At 44.4% G+C, this 16,466-nt stretch carries 25 protein-coding genes and 3 pseudogenes; 4 read left to right on the forward strand and 24 right to left on the reverse strand.

The features are described 5' to 3' along the window. Positions 1–12 precede the first annotated feature (12 nt). From ACWWJF_RS10105 to ACWWJF_RS10165, 13 genes and pseudogenes are all read right to left on the reverse strand, one after another. Positions 13–870 carry a head maturation protease, ClpP-related gene (locus ACWWJF_RS10105; protein ID WP_455869351.1) on the reverse strand — a complete coding sequence of 286 codons (858 nt, stop codon included), beginning with the start codon at positions 868–870 and terminating at the stop codon, positions 13–15. A gap of 15 nt (positions 871–885) precedes the next feature. Then, positions 886–1,715 (reverse strand): annotated as a pseudogene (locus ACWWJF_RS10110) (phage portal protein); the annotation flags it as partial. Positions 1,716–1,856: 141 nt separating this feature from the next. Continuing rightward, positions 1,857–2,396: pseudogene (locus ACWWJF_RS10115) on the reverse strand (phage portal protein); the annotation flags it as partial. Further along, positions 2,396–4,144, reverse strand: a complete 1,749-nt coding sequence (locus tag ACWWJF_RS10120) for a terminase large subunit (protein ID WP_455869352.1) — start codon at positions 4,142–4,144, stop codon at positions 2,396–2,398. The gene ACWWJF_RS10120 and the pseudogene ACWWJF_RS10115, both read right to left, overlap by 1 nt. Further along, positions 4,095–4,562, reverse strand: coding sequence for a phage terminase small subunit P27 family (locus ACWWJF_RS10125; RefSeq protein WP_455871026.1), 468 nt, complete (start codon positions 4,560–4,562; stop codon positions 4,095–4,097). The genes ACWWJF_RS10120 and ACWWJF_RS10125 overlap by 50 nt, the downstream gene beginning before the upstream one ends. Positions 4,563–4,718: 156 nt before the next feature. After that, positions 4,719–5,054: an HNH endonuclease gene (locus ACWWJF_RS10130; RefSeq protein WP_455869353.1), complete on the reverse strand. Its 336-nt coding sequence runs from the start codon at positions 5,052–5,054 to the stop codon at positions 4,719–4,721. Continuing rightward, positions 5,051–5,272, reverse strand: a complete 222-nt coding sequence (locus ACWWJF_RS10135) for a DUF551 domain-containing protein (RefSeq protein ID WP_455869354.1) — start codon at positions 5,270–5,272, stop codon at positions 5,051–5,053. The genes ACWWJF_RS10130 and ACWWJF_RS10135 overlap by 4 nt, the downstream gene beginning before the upstream one ends. Then, positions 5,269–5,748 (reverse strand): lysis protein, encoded by a 480-nt coding sequence (locus tag ACWWJF_RS10140; RefSeq protein ID WP_455869355.1) that lies wholly within the window; start codon positions 5,746–5,748, stop codon positions 5,269–5,271. Before ACWWJF_RS10140 ends, ACWWJF_RS10135 begins: the two co-directional genes overlap by 4 nt. Beyond that, positions 5,745–5,921 (reverse strand): hypothetical protein, encoded by a 177-nt coding sequence (locus ACWWJF_RS10145; protein ID WP_334473772.1) that lies wholly within the window; start codon positions 5,919–5,921, stop codon positions 5,745–5,747. Before ACWWJF_RS10145 ends, ACWWJF_RS10140 begins: the two co-directional genes overlap by 4 nt. Positions 5,922–5,934: 13 nt before the next feature. Next, positions 5,935–6,141 (reverse strand): hypothetical protein, encoded by a 207-nt coding sequence (locus tag ACWWJF_RS10150; protein WP_455869356.1) that lies wholly within the window; start codon positions 6,139–6,141, stop codon positions 5,935–5,937. A 21-nt stretch (positions 6,142–6,162) separates the two neighbouring features. Then, positions 6,163–6,690 (reverse strand): phage antirepressor N-terminal domain-containing protein, encoded by a 528-nt coding sequence (locus ACWWJF_RS10155; RefSeq protein WP_455869357.1) that lies wholly within the window; start codon positions 6,688–6,690, stop codon positions 6,163–6,165. A 166-nt stretch (positions 6,691–6,856) separates the two neighbouring features. Further along, on the reverse strand, positions 6,857–7,354 hold the full coding sequence (locus ACWWJF_RS10160) for a lysozyme (protein ID WP_455869358.1): 498 nt from the start codon (positions 7,352–7,354) through the stop codon (positions 6,857–6,859). Next, positions 7,347–7,538, reverse strand: coding sequence for a phage holin family protein (locus ACWWJF_RS10165; protein WP_015873861.1), 192 nt, complete (start codon positions 7,536–7,538; stop codon positions 7,347–7,349). Before ACWWJF_RS10165 ends, ACWWJF_RS10160 begins: the two co-directional genes overlap by 8 nt. A 92-nt stretch (positions 7,539–7,630) precedes the next feature. Between ACWWJF_RS10165 and ACWWJF_RS10170 the strand changes: the two are divergent. From ACWWJF_RS10170 to ACWWJF_RS10180, 3 genes and pseudogenes are all read left to right on the forward strand, one after another. Next, positions 7,631–7,944 (forward strand): annotated as a pseudogene (locus ACWWJF_RS10170) (type II toxin-antitoxin system RelE/ParE family toxin). After that, the gene (locus tag ACWWJF_RS10175) at positions 7,944–8,231 is read left to right on the forward strand and encodes a HigA family addiction module antitoxin (protein WP_455869359.1); all 288 of its coding nucleotides are present in this window, start codon (positions 7,944–7,946) and stop codon (positions 8,229–8,231) included. Before ACWWJF_RS10170 ends, ACWWJF_RS10175 begins: the two are co-directional and overlap by 1 nt. 179 nt (positions 8,232–8,410) lie before the next feature. Then, positions 8,411–8,710: an ECs1072 family phage-associated protein gene (locus tag ACWWJF_RS10180; RefSeq protein ID WP_455871027.1), complete on the forward strand. Its 300-nt coding sequence runs from the start codon at positions 8,411–8,413 to the stop codon at positions 8,708–8,710. On the opposite strand, the gene ACWWJF_RS10185 is transcribed toward ACWWJF_RS10180, so the two are convergent. The 8 genes from ACWWJF_RS10185 to ACWWJF_RS10220 form a co-directional block, all read right to left on the reverse strand. Then, the gene (locus ACWWJF_RS10185) at positions 8,637–8,879 is read right to left on the reverse strand and encodes a hypothetical protein (protein ID WP_455869360.1); all 243 of its coding nucleotides are present in this window, start codon (positions 8,877–8,879) and stop codon (positions 8,637–8,639) included. The two genes, ACWWJF_RS10180 and ACWWJF_RS10185, sit on opposite strands and share 74 nt — an antisense overlap. Positions 8,880–8,919: 40 nt before the next feature. After that, positions 8,920–9,480: an ANR family transcriptional regulator gene (locus ACWWJF_RS10190; RefSeq protein WP_455869361.1), complete on the reverse strand. Its 561-nt coding sequence runs from the start codon at positions 9,478–9,480 to the stop codon at positions 8,920–8,922. Positions 9,481–9,673: 193 nt separating this feature from the next. Continuing rightward, positions 9,674–10,192 carry a phage N-6-adenine-methyltransferase gene (locus tag ACWWJF_RS10195; protein ID WP_455869362.1) on the reverse strand — a complete coding sequence of 173 codons (519 nt, stop codon included), beginning with the start codon at positions 10,190–10,192 and terminating at the stop codon, positions 9,674–9,676. A 743-nt stretch (positions 10,193–10,935) separates the two neighbouring features. After that, on the reverse strand, positions 10,936–11,787 hold the full coding sequence (locus tag ACWWJF_RS10200; RefSeq protein WP_455869363.1) for an ATP-binding protein: 852 nt from the start codon (positions 11,785–11,787) through the stop codon (positions 10,936–10,938). After that, positions 11,784–12,779 carry a replication protein gene (locus ACWWJF_RS10205; protein WP_455869364.1) on the reverse strand — a complete coding sequence of 332 codons (996 nt, stop codon included), beginning with the start codon at positions 12,777–12,779 and terminating at the stop codon, positions 11,784–11,786. Before ACWWJF_RS10205 ends, ACWWJF_RS10200 begins: the two co-directional genes overlap by 4 nt. After that, positions 12,772–13,065, reverse strand: coding sequence for a hypothetical protein (locus tag ACWWJF_RS10210; protein ID WP_455869365.1), 294 nt, complete (start codon positions 13,063–13,065; stop codon positions 12,772–12,774). The genes ACWWJF_RS10205 and ACWWJF_RS10210 overlap by 8 nt, the downstream gene beginning before the upstream one ends. A gap of 1 nt (position 13,066) precedes the next feature. Next, positions 13,067–13,258, reverse strand: a complete 192-nt coding sequence (locus tag ACWWJF_RS10215; protein ID WP_455869366.1) for a hypothetical protein — start codon at positions 13,256–13,258, stop codon at positions 13,067–13,069. 278 nt (positions 13,259–13,536) lie between these two features. Then, positions 13,537–14,424, reverse strand: a complete 888-nt coding sequence (locus ACWWJF_RS10220; protein WP_455869367.1) for a BRO-N domain-containing protein — start codon at positions 14,422–14,424, stop codon at positions 13,537–13,539. A 202-nt stretch (positions 14,425–14,626) separates the two neighbouring features. Between ACWWJF_RS10220 and ACWWJF_RS10225 the strand changes: the two genes are divergently transcribed. After that, positions 14,627–15,094 carry a hypothetical protein gene (locus ACWWJF_RS10225; RefSeq protein WP_455869368.1) on the forward strand — a complete coding sequence of 156 codons (468 nt, stop codon included), beginning with the start codon at positions 14,627–14,629 and terminating at the stop codon, positions 15,092–15,094. An 8-nt stretch (positions 15,095–15,102) separates the two neighbouring features. On the opposite strand, the gene ACWWJF_RS10230 is transcribed toward ACWWJF_RS10225, so the two are convergent. The 3 genes from ACWWJF_RS10230 to ACWWJF_RS10240 are packed head-to-tail and all read right to left on the reverse strand — an operon-like array spanning position 15,103 to position 16,269. Continuing rightward, complete coding sequence (locus ACWWJF_RS10230) at positions 15,103–15,504, reverse strand: single-stranded DNA-binding protein (protein ID WP_455869369.1); 402 nt, start codon at positions 15,502–15,504, stop codon at positions 15,103–15,105. 32 nt (positions 15,505–15,536) lie between these two features. Continuing rightward, a complete protein-coding gene (locus ACWWJF_RS10235) occupies positions 15,537–16,157 on the reverse strand; it encodes a YqaJ viral recombinase family protein (RefSeq protein WP_455869370.1) in 621 nt (206 codons plus the stop codon). Continuing rightward, positions 16,144–16,269 (reverse strand): hypothetical protein, encoded by a 126-nt coding sequence (locus ACWWJF_RS10240; protein WP_455869371.1) that lies wholly within the window; start codon positions 16,267–16,269, stop codon positions 16,144–16,146. Before ACWWJF_RS10240 ends, ACWWJF_RS10235 begins: the two co-directional genes overlap by 14 nt. Positions 16,270–16,466 lie beyond the last annotated feature (197 nt).

Genomic DNA, 16,466 nt, shown 5'->3' on the forward strand with positions numbered 1-16,466 from the left:
ATAGTCTCCCGTTTAATCAGGTATTGAGACCAGGCGACGCAAGGCGTTATCCAGTTGCGTCAAAGTCTCAGAAGAAACATCATCGGTAGCGCATGGCGTACCGTCAGCGGAGGTGATAGCGCCCGGCATATCACCCCGTAAAGCTTTAAATAATCGTCGCCGTTCAGCGCGAGGCGTATTGGTTTTTGCCAATAGTGCATCCAGTTTTCTCAGTGCGGCGGTGGGCGAGTCGTTATCCTGTTGTGTGCTATCAGCGGGCAGGAAGGCATCCGCAAACCCTTTTTCTAACGCTTCGCTGCCATTAATCCAGGTTTCGTTATCCATCATCGCGGTGATCATCTTTTCATCCATGCCGGTTTTGGCAACGTAAACATCGCGCATGGCAAAATCAAAAGGCATCATTTTTTCAGCAATCTCGGCAAAGTCATGGCGATTACCGACGGCCATACCCCAGGTGTTGTGGATCATCAGGAAAGCACTGCGCCCGATTTGTATCTCATCACCAGCCATGGAAATAATTGAAGCGGCTGAGGCCGCTAACCCCAATATTTTCACGGTCACTTTGCCAGAGTATTCACGAAGTTGATTGTAGATAGTCAGCCCTTCAAACAGATCGCCCCCTGGTGAATTGATATTGACGGTGACATCTTGACCTTCCAGTGAACGCAATATTGCGCCAATCCGTTTAGCGGTGATCCCTTCGCCTGCCCAATCCTGCCCAATCGTCTCAAATATCGATAGCGTATTATTATCCTGGCTTGATGCCCTGATGCTGCTGTTCCATTTTGCTAATGCTGACGGGGAAATTTCACTGGTCATTTTCGGACAGGGAAAAACCGCCGGTAATACCGGAAGTGCATGTTTTTTCATCGGGAAAAACTCCAGTTATGCTGTTTCTTGCTGGTTGTCTGTGGGGTTAGGAGCGGGCGATTTTTCAGGGAACAGCCAGGCATTGAGTGCTGCTCGGGCTTTTTCGCCGTCATTCTCCTGCCCCAGTTGATCAAGAGGCGTTAGGTTCAACTGAACGGTATACAGATCTCCGCCATCAATCGGTGGCATATTTTCCAGTCGCCGCACATCATTGCGACTCATCCAGCCATTTTGTAGCGCGGTAGTGTAATAGGCCGCTCTACCACTACTGTCGGTTCTGAGCAGTCCTTCAACCGAAAACTCCGCAAAATAATCGTCGTCATTATCCAGCAGGCAGCGGCTGATCTCCTGTTCAATGTTCACCAGTAAGGGCCGTAATGTATTGGTCAGGAAAATCAGGTTCATCCCTTCTACGCTGGATGCCCAGCTACTCTGCTTGGTGATATGACCGACCATAAACGGGGGAACACGATACCAGCGGCAGATTTCTTCGACGCTATGATCGCGGCTTTCTAGCATTTGTGAGGTTTGCGGATCAAGCGTAATACCATTAAATTTCATACCAGACTCTAACAGCATCACTTTCCCGGTATTTTCTGAGCCTGCAAAGGTTTCAAGATGCTTATTAAATCTTTCACACGCTGTTCTTCTGTCAAAAGCCTTTCAAACGAAATAAAACCCGATGCCGACATGCCTTTCTGGAAATACCGCGCAGCCGTTGTTTCGAGTGACATCGCCGAGCCAAATACCTCACGACCGGTTTTCAACGGCATCATCCCGCAAATGCCATCTAACCCAAAACCGCGTATATGCATCATGTCATTATCTGCAATAACGCGCGGTTTTAATGAGGTATAACCCATATCGTTATACACATCTTTTGGCCATTTTTTGAACAGGATGCTCAGAACCCCGTGAATTAAGGCATTCAAGCCATCCCATTGGCTTTTTGAGGTTCAAAATGCCACTCTGAGATAAACCCGTAACTCATTGATTAAACAGTGCGTTAGAAAGATGTGTATAACGATATGGGTATAACCCGGTTTGGTCTTCTCGGTATAATGGTATTCTAATCGCCCGTTATCCCGTCGTGTAACGGTGATGTTTTGGGGTAATAGTGGGACGAGGGAGACCAGACGTTGACCGACCTTCTTTTTTTCAACAAAGGCATTACCGCGTAAACATAAGCTGGCAACAATCATTTGGATAAAACGCGAAGGGGTCATTTCTAGATTAGGACGACGACACAGTACAGAATAAGCAGGGTGTTGCTGTGCGAGGCTGCGTGAGCCATCTGACTCGCGGTGATACAGTTTGAGCGGTAATGTAGATATTGATTCACTCAACAGACGCACACAAGCCCAGACCGCAGAAAGTTGCAGGGCTTTATCCGTTGTCACCACTTGCCCACTCTTACTTTGGCTATAGTCATGAAACGATGACAGCGTATCTGTTAAATTCTGTGGTACCCCTAGCCAGTTGAGTACCGCGCTTTTAATTTTTCCGGGAGATTGATGTTTTTTCACTACAGCCCTACCATAATCGGATTCGTTAAAAAGCTGTCAAGATCGCCGGTTTCTTCCTCAACATCCTCGGCGGCCCCGATTGCCATCGCCAGTGCTACTACACCGTCAATACGGCCGTTACTGCGGCGTTTGCTAAAAACACGATTGCCGTTTTTATCTTCTTCAATAACGGTATTTGCGGCGTTCCATCGTAGGCAGGGGTTAAAATAAATGCGTAATTCGCCACCGAGAAGACGCTGCTCAAACAATTCAATGGATCGCGGCATCCAAAGTCCGGATTGTTTCGATTTGCCGAAGCCTTGTCCGTGAGGCGTTAATACTGTATTCACCCCTTCGTTTTCCAGTTCTGGCCGTAAATAATCAATATGATACGCATCGTAGGCAATACGATTGAGGGTATAGCGTGCGGATAATTCTGCTATCCGTTGGGCAACAAAGCTCAGATTAATCGCATTCCCTGGCGGTGCGTTAAGATAACCCGCTCGCAACCAGGCATCGTAAGGCACTCTGTCGACCCTGGCACGCTCCAGTAAGGTGTCTTTCGGTGTCCAGAACTCGACATAAGCCACTTTTTCTTCCGGCCAATAAAGCGCCAGCGCCGTTAAATCCTGCTTGCCGGATAAATCCAGACCACCGTAGCAGGGTGAGTTTGCCAGCGACGCTAAATCCAGCGAGGTTTTCTCACACGCCATCCAGCTATCACTATTAATCCAGGGATTCTCGGCATCGACCCACTGACAGAAATTAAGACGGCGAACCAGGCTCTCTTTGGCTGGCATCCCTCGGGCTTGCGTGACTTGCTCTTGTAGGTAGCGTTCGCTGAACGTATGCCCTAATGAGGGATTCGCTTTTTTCCAACAACCGCTATCTTTAAAGGGGTCATCGCCTTCGTCCAGCGAACAGATGAACGCGAAAAAGCTATCATCTTCAATGCTCCCTTCTGCAACTTTACGTCCGTATTCGTGATAGTCATAGCAGACACTGGTTTTGTCATGTCCACTATTGGTGATCATGAAAATCAATGCCTGTTGGCGGCCTTTTGTGCCCGCCCGCATCATTTCCACGACCTGATTACTTTTGTGTTCGTGAATTTCGTCAATCAAGGCACAGTGAGGACGCGGCCCGGATTGCCCATCATCGGCACTGATAGGCCGGAAAAAAGCACAGGCTTGTAAAAAAGCCAGATTCCACTCCTTACCCGCCCCACCGGATTTCTGAATACGTTCGGCCAGCTTTGGCGATTGGTCTACCATCGCGACGGCGTCACGAAACAGGATCATCGCCTGGTCTTTTTTGGTGGCGGCGGCGTAGACTTCAGCTCGCGCTTCATTATCGGCAACCAGACAGTACAACCCAATACCCGCAGCGAGGGGCGATTTGCCGGATCCTTTTCCTGCTTCAACGTAGGCCATGCGAAAACGGCGTTGTCCTTCGTTGTTTCGCCAGCCAAAAAGGGAGCCAACGATAAAACACTGCCAAGGGAGTAAATTAAACGGCTTGCCTTCATAGATACCGCCGTTCAATTTCAATACGTTGGAAAAAAAACGGATGGCACGCTGTGCGGATCCGATATCCCACAACAGACCCCGCGTATTACCCGTCGATAAATCCCGCAAGTGACGTTGACAGGCATGACGAATATCAGGCCCGGCAAGCTCCTGACCTGAAATCACCGAGGTGGCATAGTCAGTAGCTAAATCAGTGAGCGAAGAATTCGTCGAGTTCGTCAGGTTCTTTTTCTTTGTCATGCGTCCTTACCTTGGTTCTTGCCGCAGGTGTTAAGCCAAATTCCACCAGATAGCTCTTAAAGCGCTTATCCGCATCAGCCAGCATCGAAACGGCGGGATTTGCCCTGATTGATACGCCGTTTTGAGAATGCACCTCAAACGTTTCACCATTGCGCTCTATCAAGGCGCGATACCGCAAGATCTCAGCGTAAATATCACACAGCCTTTCCAACGCAAAAACATCGGCGATCGTTAATACGCCCATGCTATTTAACAGCAGTGTTAGCCGCTCCCAGGTTTCTTTTGCGGTATTGGATAAGTGTGTTGGGGGAGGGGCTGAATAGGGTGGTGGGGTAGGCTCTGCGCTATTGAGTGGTCTTCTTCCTGGATTGCCGGTCACTAATTTTAAGGCGGTGGGTTTTGGGCGTCTTCCTGCCATAAATGTATCCATTTTGTTAATTTTTTATAAAAGTATTTACATTTCAATAATATGTGATGTTTTGTGAAATGAGATTTCATTTCGCGACTGTGCGTACAGAGGGGGCGTCTGGGTCAGGAAGCTTTATTTACTGGAACTTTTAACCCGCCCTCCCCATTATATTGTGGTATTCCAATGACTATTTGGATTATTCGGCATGCCGTTTTCGTCACAACCATAACCTTTATTCCCTTTCTCCATCCGTTGCTTGGTTGTGTTGTGATGTTGAGCACAGAGTGGTTGCCAGTTCTTTTCATCCCAGAAGAGTTTTTGAGCTATCTTTAGCTCTTCTGTTGTCTTGGCAAAGCGCAGACGGTGCGGGACAACATGGTCAACCACAGTTGCCGGGTTGATAAAGTTATTTGTCTGACACATGGCGCATAAGGGATTTCTGGCAAGAAAAGCCCGTCGCGCTTTATCCCAGCGTGCATTATATAGTCGCGTTTTTTTCATGATTTTAATTTGATAATATCATCTTCACTTGGGGATTCAGGTAACAGCATCCAGTGGCTAGCTGTACACGTTTTCTGAATACCTTGGCAACAATCTGCATAGTGAAACTGAGAATTACCAAGATAAAAACCCACTAGATATTCTTTTCTGTCCTTTCGATAAATAAGTACTGTTTCGTTAATCTCTGGCATACTTACACGACAATCAATCCAGTTCATTCATTCTTCGCTTCCTGTTGATGAGACAAGACGACTTGCCGCACATAATCCTGCAATCCGTTTATCTGCTCTTCCGCTATTTCGATTCGTCGTCTGAGGGTGAAATAATTTCTGCGAGCGGAGTCAGTAGGTCTGGCGCGGGTTGCATCATCCAAGCCGGAGGTGGTGGTATTGGCTGACACATTGGAACAGGTTGCTTTGACGCGCAACCGGCGACGATTAGCAGCCACATCCCACTCAAGCTGGGTAATAAGTTTCTTATCATATTCAAGCTCTTTGGTGTGTTTCCTGTCCAGCGCAGTGACGGTTTGTATCTGCCGACTTAGCTGTTCAAATGCAACCTGTTGTTTTTCCCTATCCGAGACAGCAATCTTCCGTGCTTTTTCAGCGTCGTAATACAGTGTCCGGTAATACAGGGTTGCACCTGACATTGAGGTCAGTAGCAAAGCGACAATGAGAGGAATTTTCCAGTTCATTTTTCTACACAATACGCTATACCATTAATTGATCTCAATGTTTCAAACTTTACCTCAAATATGGCTTTCGCTTTTTCGCAACGCGCTTCTGATGAAAATTCCTGACTACTCACCGAGGCAAAATCAGTTTCTGAAAAAGGAGCCGCATACATAGCAAAAATTAATATCCACATGGGGTACACCTCGTTATCTTTTGATTTGAGGCTGGTACTTTCCAGCCCAGACTTTGGCAACATGTAGGCAATCGGCAAAAATCTTACCCTTTGCGCTGGCTGCATTACGGCGATAATGTTCTAGTGCCACGTCTGCACTGATCCGTGCCACAGATTGGTCATATCCTTGCTTCATCAATTCAGTTATTACATGTTTTTCAATGAATTCTAGGTTGTTCATAATGATGGCTACTGTGCTTCCTTAAAAAGTTAACAACAATTGAGCTTCTTCAATTAAACCCTTAACCTTCTTCGTATGTGCTGCCTTAATATTTTTCCATTCACTCAATCCGGTACCGAATAAGCTAGCAATCGCCTTATCCGTTTTTAATTCAGCACATGCTGTATTAAGTTCCTGCATGATGCTGCGTTTACGAGGATTGACAACTTGCCCTTTAGTCCAGTACTCATAAAGTACGTCATCACACTCCTCTTGGTACTGAACGACTTTGTCACGGATTTCGGGCTTGACCTTGTTGGGGTTAATCGTTTGCAGCCAACCAGCAAGTTTACGCAGCGGAAGGCAAAGCATCTTTCGTGTTCTACCGTCTTCTGCAACCATTGTGATTTCCGCAATGGTTGTATTAAATCGTTGTTTTAACTTTGTAAATTGAGATGCCCAATCCATCTCCATGCCCTCAACAATAGGTTTCATCGGGGTATACGGTTCTCCGTTGTGGTTAACGATATACAGTGCGTTGCCATGAAAAGGAACAGTGATTGTGTTCATTACGTTTTCCTTAATTTGAAATGAACCTTTGCCGCACAGGAAATCAGTCCATCGAAGCTCGCCAGCACTAACCGACTTCCTCAAAGGCTCATTTCAAATGGTTCAGGTTCGATGTGATTCTTTACGCAGCGGGGCGTATAGAAAAGCCTTGAACGATAACCAAGGCTCATTGAGTTGGATTGATTAGTACATTTGGATTTAAACAAAGTTCCCGTTCTACCTCCCTGCGGTTAATTAGCCCGTTTGATACCTTTCCTTCATCGTATTTCCATCGGCGCATCTGGTCACAAGCGCCCTGAATATCTCCGACGTTCAACTTTTTGAGCAGTGTCGAATTGGCAAATGACCCACTGCCGATATTGTAAACAAATGAAGTCAAGGCGGCTTTCTGCAAATCGGTAAGCGGAACAGTGACATAACGTTCAACAGTGGAGCGTGCTAGCTGCAAATCCTGTTTCATCAACGCGTTGCATTCTTCTTCGCTATAGATTTCCCCGGGCGTAACGTCCTTGCCGGTATGACCGTGACAGACAGTAAGTACGCCGCCACCATCACGATAGGGCTTATAGCGCTTACCTTCGTGCCACTGCACCAAGACGGCAGCCAGTGCTAATGCGCCGCCTACCGTTGCCGCCGCAAGGCGTTTTTGAAGTTGGCTATTCATTAAGATTTCTCGTTCGATAACGATATTCCTTGTGTCGGTAATACCAGTTCAGCCCAACGGTCAGCACTGAACAGATAATCCCCGTCACCAGCGCCCATTCACTAAGCGATAACGCACCACACAGGAACGTCGTTGCGCTGGCACCATAGGCCGTGCCGGTTGTGTATTTTTCAATGTTATTCATACGTAGCTTTATTTATTTTTGAGTGATGGGTGTTGCGTACCAAGGAACATGTGTTATACTGTACCTTAATACGCAACAAAATAAGTTTTTTTATGATTAAAAGCTTTAAACACAAAGGATTACAACAATTTTTTGAAACAGGTTCAACTGCGTGCATCAATGCTAAACAGGCTAATAAAATACGTTTACGTTTGGCGGTTATCGATGCTGCGCATCATGTTAAAGATATAGACAGACCAGGCTACAGTCTCCACCCTCTAGCAGGTGATCGAAAAGGCCAATGGCCAATGGCCAATGGCCAATGGCCAATGGCCAATGGTCAATTGTTGTAACGGGTAACTGGCGAATTACTTTTGAGTTTATCGATGGTAATGCACACATTCTTAACTATGAGGATTACCACTAATGACTATGTTCAATCCACCGCACCCTGGGGAAATTATTGCAGAGACATTGGATAACCTAGATGTTGGTATCCGTGAATTGTCCAGAGCACTTCAGGTTGCACCTTCTACAACCCAGAGGCTAGTTAGCGGCAACGCTTCTGTATCCCCTGAAATGGCGATTAAGTTGTCTGCTGTGTTAGGCGGATCTGCTAAATTTTGGCTTAACCTACAAGATAACTATAGTCTTTGGATGGCAGAACAAAAAGTGGACACAACTCAATTGCATCGGTTAGCGATCTTAATTTGAACTTTCATTGAAAAACAACGATTTACTATGTGTAAGTAATAAGTATTTACCTTTATGGGATCTTATTAAGACAAGGGTTTTTGAAAATCATAAAATTGGTGATTACAATTATAACCACGAAAATCATGAACATATCTGTATAAAAAAATCGCGTAGCCAAAATATTTATTTTAGAAATAATTCTTAATGAATACAGGAAAAAACATGCACCTCTATTTGCTTCTTTAAGTGGTAAGGCAGCACTTCACCACTTAATTTTTAGCAAAACCAATTGGAAGCTAGAATACATACGTAATTTATCACTTGAAGATGTTCTATTTATTGTTAGTGACGAATTCGTAATCGACAAATTACCCACTGAAGCGAAAGAGTTTCTCAACACCTGTGAACTTTCAGAAAAAATGATTACTCTTGATTCATCTTTAGAAGCGGACTGGGATTCCAAGGAAATTGCAGTTTGCCTGGCGCGAATGCGTTAGCAAAATACTTTAGAGTCTCATCTATCTGCGAGAGCTGCTCAATCAATGCGGCTCTTTCCACTTTGAGTCTATTATAATGTGCTAAATACATGCGTTGCTGCCTTAACCAATCTTCAAGCTCCTCAGTACTTAAGTTCGGGTTAAAAAAATAGGGTTCTTTATTGTTCATGCTATACCTCTCATTTGGTTATTTTTAAAAATTATTGTTGTTACCTTAATGTCGTTTGATCCCCTTTTTGCTCAGAACATCGTTTTATCGCGTTAAAGCAAATATCCCGCTTTTCTGTTGAGAGTGTGGCTGTCATTGCTTTTCGCCATACGGTCACGGCTCGGCGGTATAACCCATTGCTTTCTAGCTTTGCAGCCGCTTCTGTGAGCTTCAGGTATTCTTTGGGATCGGTGTATTCGAGATATTCGTTAATGACGACAACACACTTTCCACCTTTTACGCCGCTGTTATTGTTAATCTTCTCAACAGTCATCACGCGAACCTGGCTATCATCGTGCCAAATATCCGCCCCAGTTAAAGAATCAAGTACACCTTTAGAGTAATTGTCCACATCACGCTTTATCTTGTTTGGTAGATAGAGTTGCATCAATACAGAGACCTCACCTTCAAATTTTTGACAGTCAGATTTCTGGCGCATCTCGTTGATAATTTTTGCGGTTGTTGCTTTAAATGCTTTAGCTTTATCACTTAAGTAGGGGCGTTTTGAATTATGTCGCCAATAGGTATTAACGCTGGGCGGGAATGGGAGTTCGATAATCATGTTTTTACTCTGACATTACTGGGAAATAGTTATCTAGAAATTTTTGAAGAAATGAAATTATTCTTTCGCATATGTGCTCCAACCAATGTGTATTAACACCTAAATATTGAACCACACCAAGGTAGCAAATGATTGGGAGAGCAAGAATAAGAAATAAAAACCGGATAAAAATGTTGATATATTTACTCATGCTTCACTCCCTTTTCAATAATTCTTTTCTTTCTACATGCGTCATTCTGCACACAAATCTTCTCCACGGTCGCCAGATAAATAACACGCTGCCCTTGCTGTTGCCCGCCTTTCCTTCCTTGCCTGTTTCGGCAGAGATAAATGAGAGTCGTCCCTCGGTGATGAAACGCACTTCATCAGATGTTTTTAATGCCTCATAAAACCATGCTGTAGAGGTATCAGAAGGCAGTAGCATCACAATAGTCTGATTCTGTTTTCTACACTGCTGAGCCGCTTTCTTCACCCAAGGCATAATCTTGCTATAGGGGGGATTGCAGAAAATGGCCCCGTCGCTATTCCAATCGCATCTCAGTGCGTCTTGCTGTTCAGTTAAAAATTCTTTGCATAGCGCGTTACTTTCATCGGCAGCAACATCCAGCTTAAAACCAAATTCAGCATCCAGTGTTTTAAATACTTCAATAGGAGTTTGCCATCTGTCTTTGAATGACTTTGGTGTATTACTGATTAGCATATTTAAACCCATATCGTTATACACATCTTTCTAACGCACTGTTTAATCAATGAGTTACGGGTTTATCTCAGAGTGGCATTTTGAACCTCAAAAAGCCAATGGGATGGCTTGAATGCGGCTTTGTTGAATAATAGTGAGTCATGCTGTTTTGCCAAGCCACTTTTGGTAGAAAATGCCTGTCCCCTCAGGTGTACAGTTTTCTCATGAAGCCTAACTGCATGATTTTGCGTTGCGAGGATCCGTCGTTTCACTGGGCTGCCAGCATAAAATCTATTTATTCAACAAAGCCCTTGAATGCCTTAATTCACGGGGTTCTGAGCATCCTGTTCAAAAAATGGCCAAAAGATGTGTATAACGATATGATTTAAACCACGGTAGGATTTTTATATAACGGGGAATTCCAGACTTGGTTAATCATGCAGCGTGGTGTAGGTTGGTTATTTCGGCTTTCTTCCAGTTTGACAGCCACATCCCACAGTTTTTTATCAGTATTCAATGTTTTCTCAACATGATAGCCCTTCTCGGTGTATTGCTTAACCAGCCTATTGGCTTGTCGTGTGCTAATGGCTTCATGTCGAAACCAGCTTTTTTTGAGCATATTATTTTACTACTCTTGAAAATTTAACAAATCCCACCCTTGCGCCACTGTGAGCGCTTTTATCAAGGAGGTGGTAGGTTTAGGTATTATAGAGAGTGAATACGCCTCTACGGGCGTTTTAGCGTGGTTAACATTGATTTCTGGCTGATGTTTGAGTTTATGCAGCCATGCGTGAACGGTAACTGCCCCACGTGAACGTCAAAGTGCAACCGCCACCGTCGTTCATACGGTCGATAACACGTTCCCCGATAAATCCGGCCAGCTCGTTCAATGCCAAATTACTGATGAGAATCGTAGGTTTCATGCTCTCGTAGCGCGTGTTGATAACCTCGAATAAAATCATCTTTTCCGCCTCGCTACCGAACTGAACACCTACCTCGTCGATGATGAGCAAATCAGGTTGGGTATAGCGCTTGATAACCTCTGACTCAGAGTATTCAGCACTTTTACTCCACGTTGATTTAAATTCGCGGGCAATTCGTAAAACTGTCGTGAATAGCGCTGAACTTTGATGTTCGTTGATAACGTGCTTGGCAATCGACAGTGCCAGATGATTCTTGCCTGTACCGGGCTTGCCACACATCACCAAGCCGCCACCCCGCTTAAGACGTTCAGGCCAATGTGTGGCATAGTCGTTACAAAGTTTTAAGCAACGAGCCGCATCGGTGTTCACTCGTTCGTAATTATCCAAGGTGACATTGGCAAAGCGTTCCGGCAGGTTCAGGTTATCCATGAGCATTTTAATTTTGCTGTGCTTGCGTTGTTTCTCCCGCTCTGCTTCGGCTTGCTGCAACTGAGATAATTTTTCGGTCAGGCAAGCAGGGCATTCGCTTCTTGTTTCAATCCCTTTGCCGTGAAGTGCCATCCGGCGGCAACGCTGTTTGAATAAGCCGTGCCTGTCACAGATAGCCTCCTTCTCCTCGTAAACCGTGTGCTCTAGTGGCTTGGGTGGCGCATTCAGGTCTGCCAGTTTTTGACGCACGGTTGTAATTTCTGCACTGTAGTTCATAGACCCTCCCTCGCTAGACACTCTCTTGCCCAATCAGGTAGCTGCGGTTCCCCATAGTCCTTGTCAGCAAAGCTATCTGCGACAGAGTGAGGTTTCGTCTGCTGAGTTCTTCCGGGTTGATTCGGCTCGAACAGTCCTTGCCAACCGTTAGCGATACTGGCGTTGATAATTTCTTCAGGCTGATGTCCGTTATCGCGGCACTTGCCTAGCAGCTTGATAGCCTGGATCACCGTCTGCTGGGATTTAATCGGTTTGTTGATTTCCTTGCGGTACTGCACCCAAGAATCCCTGGTTGATTTTGGTAGCCAAGTGGGAAGTTCTACCGAGCTTGGGTCAAACGATTTTGATTTTGCCAAAGAAGGGGTTTGGGGTAGTTTATGTTTTAATATATTTCTTTCCTGTATTTCCTTTCTTTGGTGTTTAGCTGACTTGGCTAAACTCGCATTAGCCGATTTAGCTAAACTCATATTAGCCGTTTCAGCTAATGTGTAGCTGTTTTGGCAACCTTTAGCCAATTTGGTAATGTTTAGCTGATTTGGCTCATTTTTATTAGCCGTTTTAGCTAATGTTTCATCATTATTAGCTATTTCAACTAAATCTTGCTGATTTGGCTTATTTTTATTAGCTGGTTCAGCTAAACCTTTATTAAAACTCCATTCATGATAATTTTGATTTATAGCCACCTCATTTCTGATTTTTAATATCATATTCATATCTTCAAGTTCTTTTCTAACCTTGCAAACATGCGTATGATGAATACCCGTCATTTTCCCTAACTGTGTATTAGTGATACGATCAGATTTTTTATTCCAGCCAAGAGTAAGTCTGTGTATCGCATCAAATATTTTGTATTGCCTCAATGTAATTGGCGCAAGTAGTAGCGCCTCCTTTAGTTCATTATTCCACTGAGTAAAACCAATATCATTTCCAGTCATGAGAAACGCCTGTTCCTCATCTTTTGATTTAAAATAGGCATAGGTAACGTTAGTCATGACAAGGCTCCTGTAAATCATTTTCTTTAATTAAATCGACTTTTGATAAACTATCTCTCAACTCCCATTCATCGATTTCCTTAAAAATGCAACTAATATCTTCTCGTAAATAATCAATAATTTCAGGAAGCCAAGGCATTGGCTCATGTTCACAGGAATGCCTGTTAATGTGCTCGTAAATATATCCCGCCACTTCCATTGCTCTAATGAGCCTAGTGTGGCTTTCATAACTAATTTCTGGTCTTATCTTTTCCTGTTGAGCACCCGAGATATCAACAATTTTCATGTTAATTTCCCTCCATGCCAGTACGTACAGGTTGACGACCAGCCCATATCAGGCGGCTGTCTTTGAACAAGCTGATGAAGGTGCGGCGATCTTGGCGAGTGAATGACACTTTGCCGTAAGGGGTCGTTGAGTATTCTGGGATAATCCAGTAGGTATCAATAAACTCGGGGCGAGTTTGGGTGGTAGCAACCATAGTGGTAGCCTCTTCTGTAAGGTTTTGCAACCTCACCGCCCCGATCTCAAACGGGGTGGCGAGACGTAATGGGGTTGAGATACTGGTACAGAAGAAACCAGCGAGCCTTTCGGCTCCCCCGCTACGTCCCACCATAACAGGGGCGTAACGCTGATTTCAGACGTAAAAAAACCGCAAATTTAAGCGGCTTAACGTCCGCTTCTGTACTCGGGATCTCAAACCCGGCACCCGTTTTACTGAGGTGCTGAGTACAATATAGCTCATTTTTGTCCTTGCCGTCAAACGAGTTCGCTTGCTATTGCTTCCTGCTCAGCAACAAGTATGTCATTGAATTTTTGAAGCGCTTTTTCGTTGTAGTGAAAGGACTCAACTTGTTTAGTGCTATAGCGTGACTTATCTAGATAGTATTTGCCGTATGTATCGTTTTTCATGTTGTTGTCATTGGCAATACGGCCAATCTTGTTAGCTGAAATATTAAACATCTTGCCGATTTCCGTGGCGGTATAGCTCTTCTCTTCAAGCACAGGCAGAGGGATAACTTCACTGCCCGCTATAGGGTTAATCAGTCCAGCAATAACGGCTTGACGGGCGGCATCAGAAAGACCTGTGGCCCACCGGAAAGTCTTTTCGGCTATCTCCATCTGGATTTGCATGGCTCGGGCCTTACGGTACTCTGGTAAGCCGCTACCTTCGTCACGATGGGCTGTTTTCATGCTGTAGCTTCCCTGCTGGCGTAATTCTGGTAACACCTCTTCGCATACCCAATCCTGAACACGTTCAGCAGAGGGTAGTTTGCTTTTCAGTATCAGGCGATAGAGATCCGATTCCGGCGCAAGGATTATTCCTTTAGGGTAAAAGCCTAAATTCAATTCCGTTGTTTCGACGGAATCAATTCTAATCAATGACTTACAGTGATTTTTTAGTGCCTGATGTGGGTCACTATATCCAAGAGCCTTTGCCAGTTCGACCGCAAAGAACACGGGCCTGCCTTGGTAAAGCGTCCCTTGTAACTCAATATCTGAATCAGCTGATTTAAAGAGCATGAGTTCTGTTTTGGTGATTTTGGTCATAATAATTTCTTCATTGTTAAGGCTTTGTTGAATAATAGGGAATCGTGCTGTTTTACTATGCCCATTTTGGTAGAAAATGCTTATCACCTCAGGCATTCCGTTTTCTCATGATGCTTAACTGCATGATTTTACGTTGCTGGAAACAATCGTTTTACTGGGCTGGTAGCATAAAATCTGTTTATTCAACAAAGCCCATTGTTAAATGAATTTGGTTGACATGCATCGATAGGTGACTTTTAAAATTTTGCTTGTTGACCCTAAAAGGGTTTAAACTAAAGAAAAAACAGGAGATTCCCTAATGGGCCAAGTTGCATTTGATACACAAGAGTTCGTCGAGACACTAGAAAACGCAGGGTTGCCGAAAGATCAGGCAAGAGCGATTTCTATCGCTGTTCGCAAGTCTCATGAAGTGGCTGATGTGGCTACAAAGGCTGATATCGTTGAAGTAAAACACGAAATTGCCGAGGTCAACCGCAACATCGCCGATGTTCGCAAAGATACAGCGGCTCAGTTCGAGAAAACCGACGCCAAAATCGACGATGTCCGCAAAGATTTATCCGCTGAGATTGCCAATGTTAGGCACGAGATTGCCAATGTTCGTAAGGATATGGAACATCGCTTTGAAAAAAACGAAGCTCATACGAGCGCACAAATTGCCTTACTGCGCAAGGACGTTGAAAGCATCTCAACTTGGTTACTTATAAAAATGGCAGGGATGATGGCTGCTATCGTCGGTATCGCTACTGCGATTATGAAATTTCTCTAAACTACCCTTCAAAAGGGGATCTCGTCGTCATAAAATTGTTCTGGCGATGTATTTCGAGGTTGACTGAGTAACGGTTGAGATTGCTTAGGCTGATTTTCTTGTCTGCTAGAAAAATCAATCTCGTTAACCAGAACAACAGCGGTTGTTTTTTCCGTTCCGTCTTTACCAGTCCAACTTTCGAGAACAAACTGTCCGATAACGGTAACTTTAGTTCCTCGTGTCAGATAAATGGGTAACTTTTCAGCTTTAGCCCCAAACATCCGACACTGCACCCAAGAGGTTTTCTCATGCTCGCCGTATCCTTGCTTGACCGGTAAAGAAAATGTGGCAATCAACTTGCCGCTTGTGGTGCTGCGTGTCGTACAGTCACCACCAAGATTACCGGAAAATATCACGGTGTTTATTGTCATTATGTTGTCTCGCTTATGATTGATTATTTCAATCAACTTTTTTCTATAACATCACAGGTAGTGGCAACCAGATTAAGAAACGCTTTTCTTCTTGCTCTAAGTTGATTAATCTCTTCTTCGTAATCTTTGCGATACAACCTATGCGAGATTAATTGCCGATGCTCAGGAAAATCCGCGCAATAGCTGACAAAATCGACCCAATCCCTTCCTGTGCAATCAAGGTGGCCTATAAGTTGCCATTTATAAGCGGGGTCAAACGTTCTACGTTTCAATGTTTCAAAATGCACAGCGGCGGTAACGGACTTAATTTCAATAACCCCATCATTTCCAACTAATCCGTCTGGACTATCGCCATAATCACCGCAATCAAAAAATCCGCCATTGGTTACATCAACAAAGTTTGTTTCTTCGTATAGCCTTCTGGCTATTGGCTCCTGTTCGTGTCCACGTAACATGTGCTCATTAGTGAAACTAAATTCTGATTTTTTCCCTGTAATAATTTCCAGGGCAATCTGTAACGCATATCGCTTGGCGGGTTCGCCGAAAGCTTTTCCCTGGTTGGCCATAAAAGTGCTAAACTGTGATGCAGTGACCTTTCCTAAACGAAGCGTATCCCACGCATCTGTATTTTGCTGCACGTCATGCCATTGCATTAGCGCACTCCTTCTTGAGGCGTTCCTGGTCTTCCTGCGACATCTCAACATGCGCTAATACTTTGTCGAGCGACTTATTACTGATGTAGCTTTGTTTGGCCTTTTCCCACATTTCAACCTGAGTGGGTGTTAATGTTTTTTTCTGGGTAATGGCAGGATAGATTCTTAATCCTTCGACATATTCACGCCCAAACTTGACATGCTCAACCCCATATCGTTATACACATCTTTCTAACGCACTGTTTAATCAATGAGTTACGGGTTTATCTCAGAGTGGCATTTTGAACCTCAAAAAGCCAATGGGATGGC

Source organism: Symbiopectobacterium sp. Eva_TO, assembly GCF_053848865.1.

Coding starts and splice junctions, on each gene's coding strand:
- ACWWJF_RS10105 (WP_455869351.1), bottom strand. CDS start 870: ATGAAAAAACATGCACTTCCGGTATTACCGGCGGTTTTTCCCTGTCCG.
- ACWWJF_RS10120 (WP_455869352.1), bottom strand. CDS start 4,144: ATGACAAAGAAAAAGAACCTGACGAACTCGACGAATTCTTCGCTCACT.
- ACWWJF_RS10125 (WP_455871026.1), bottom strand. CDS start 4,562: ATGGCAGGAAGACGCCCAAAACCCACCGCCTTAAAATTAGTGACCGGC.
- ACWWJF_RS10130 (WP_455869353.1), bottom strand. CDS start 5,054: ATGAAAAAAACGCGACTATATAATGCACGCTGGGATAAAGCGCGACGG.
- ACWWJF_RS10135 (WP_455869354.1), bottom strand. CDS start 5,272: ATGAACTGGATTGATTGTCGTGTAAGTATGCCAGAGATTAACGAAACA.
- ACWWJF_RS10140 (WP_455869355.1), bottom strand. CDS start 5,748: ATGAACTGGAAAATTCCTCTCATTGTCGCTTTGCTACTGACCTCAATG.
- ACWWJF_RS10145 (WP_334473772.1), bottom strand. CDS start 5,921: ATGTGGATATTAATTTTTGCTATGTATGCGGCTCCTTTTTCAGAAACT.
- ACWWJF_RS10150 (WP_455869356.1), bottom strand. CDS start 6,141: ATGAACAACCTAGAATTCATTGAAAAACATGTAATAACTGAATTGATG.
- ACWWJF_RS10155 (WP_455869357.1), bottom strand. CDS start 6,690: ATGAACACAATCACTGTTCCTTTTCATGGCAACGCACTGTATATCGTT.
- ACWWJF_RS10160 (WP_455869358.1), bottom strand. CDS start 7,354: ATGAATAGCCAACTTCAAAAACGCCTTGCGGCGGCAACGGTAGGCGGC.
- ACWWJF_RS10165 (WP_015873861.1), bottom strand. CDS start 7,538: ATGAATAACATTGAAAAATACACAACCGGCACGGCCTATGGTGCCAGC.
- ACWWJF_RS10175 (WP_455869359.1), top strand. CDS start 7,944: ATGACTATGTTCAATCCACCGCACCCTGGGGAAATTATTGCAGAGACA.
- ACWWJF_RS10185 (WP_455869360.1), bottom strand. CDS start 8,879: ATGAACAATAAAGAACCCTATTTTTTTAACCCGAACTTAAGTACTGAG.
- ACWWJF_RS10190 (WP_455869361.1), bottom strand. CDS start 9,480: ATGATTATCGAACTCCCATTCCCGCCCAGCGTTAATACCTATTGGCGA.
- ACWWJF_RS10195 (WP_455869362.1), bottom strand. CDS start 10,192: ATGGGTTTAAATATGCTAATCAGTAATACACCAAAGTCATTCAAAGAC.
- ACWWJF_RS10200 (WP_455869363.1), bottom strand. CDS start 11,787: ATGAACTACAGTGCAGAAATTACAACCGTGCGTCAAAAACTGGCAGAC.
- ACWWJF_RS10205 (WP_455869364.1), bottom strand. CDS start 12,779: ATGACTAACGTTACCTATGCCTATTTTAAATCAAAAGATGAGGAACAG.
- ACWWJF_RS10210 (WP_455869365.1), bottom strand. CDS start 13,065: ATGAAAATTGTTGATATCTCGGGTGCTCAACAGGAAAAGATAAGACCA.
- ACWWJF_RS10215 (WP_455869366.1), bottom strand. CDS start 13,258: ATGGTTGCTACCACCCAAACTCGCCCCGAGTTTATTGATACCTACTGG.
- ACWWJF_RS10220 (WP_455869367.1), bottom strand. CDS start 14,424: ATGCCTGAGGTGATAAGCATTTTCTACCAAAATGGGCATAGTAAAACA.
- ACWWJF_RS10225 (WP_455869368.1), top strand. CDS start 14,627: ATGGGCCAAGTTGCATTTGATACACAAGAGTTCGTCGAGACACTAGAA.
- ACWWJF_RS10230 (WP_455869369.1), bottom strand. CDS start 15,504: ATGACAATAAACACCGTGATATTTTCCGGTAATCTTGGTGGTGACTGT.
- ACWWJF_RS10235 (WP_455869370.1), bottom strand. CDS start 16,157: ATGCAATGGCATGACGTGCAGCAAAATACAGATGCGTGGGATACGCTT.
- ACWWJF_RS10240 (WP_455869371.1), bottom strand. CDS start 16,269: ATGTGGGAAAAGGCCAAACAAAGCTACATCAGTAATAAGTCGCTCGAC.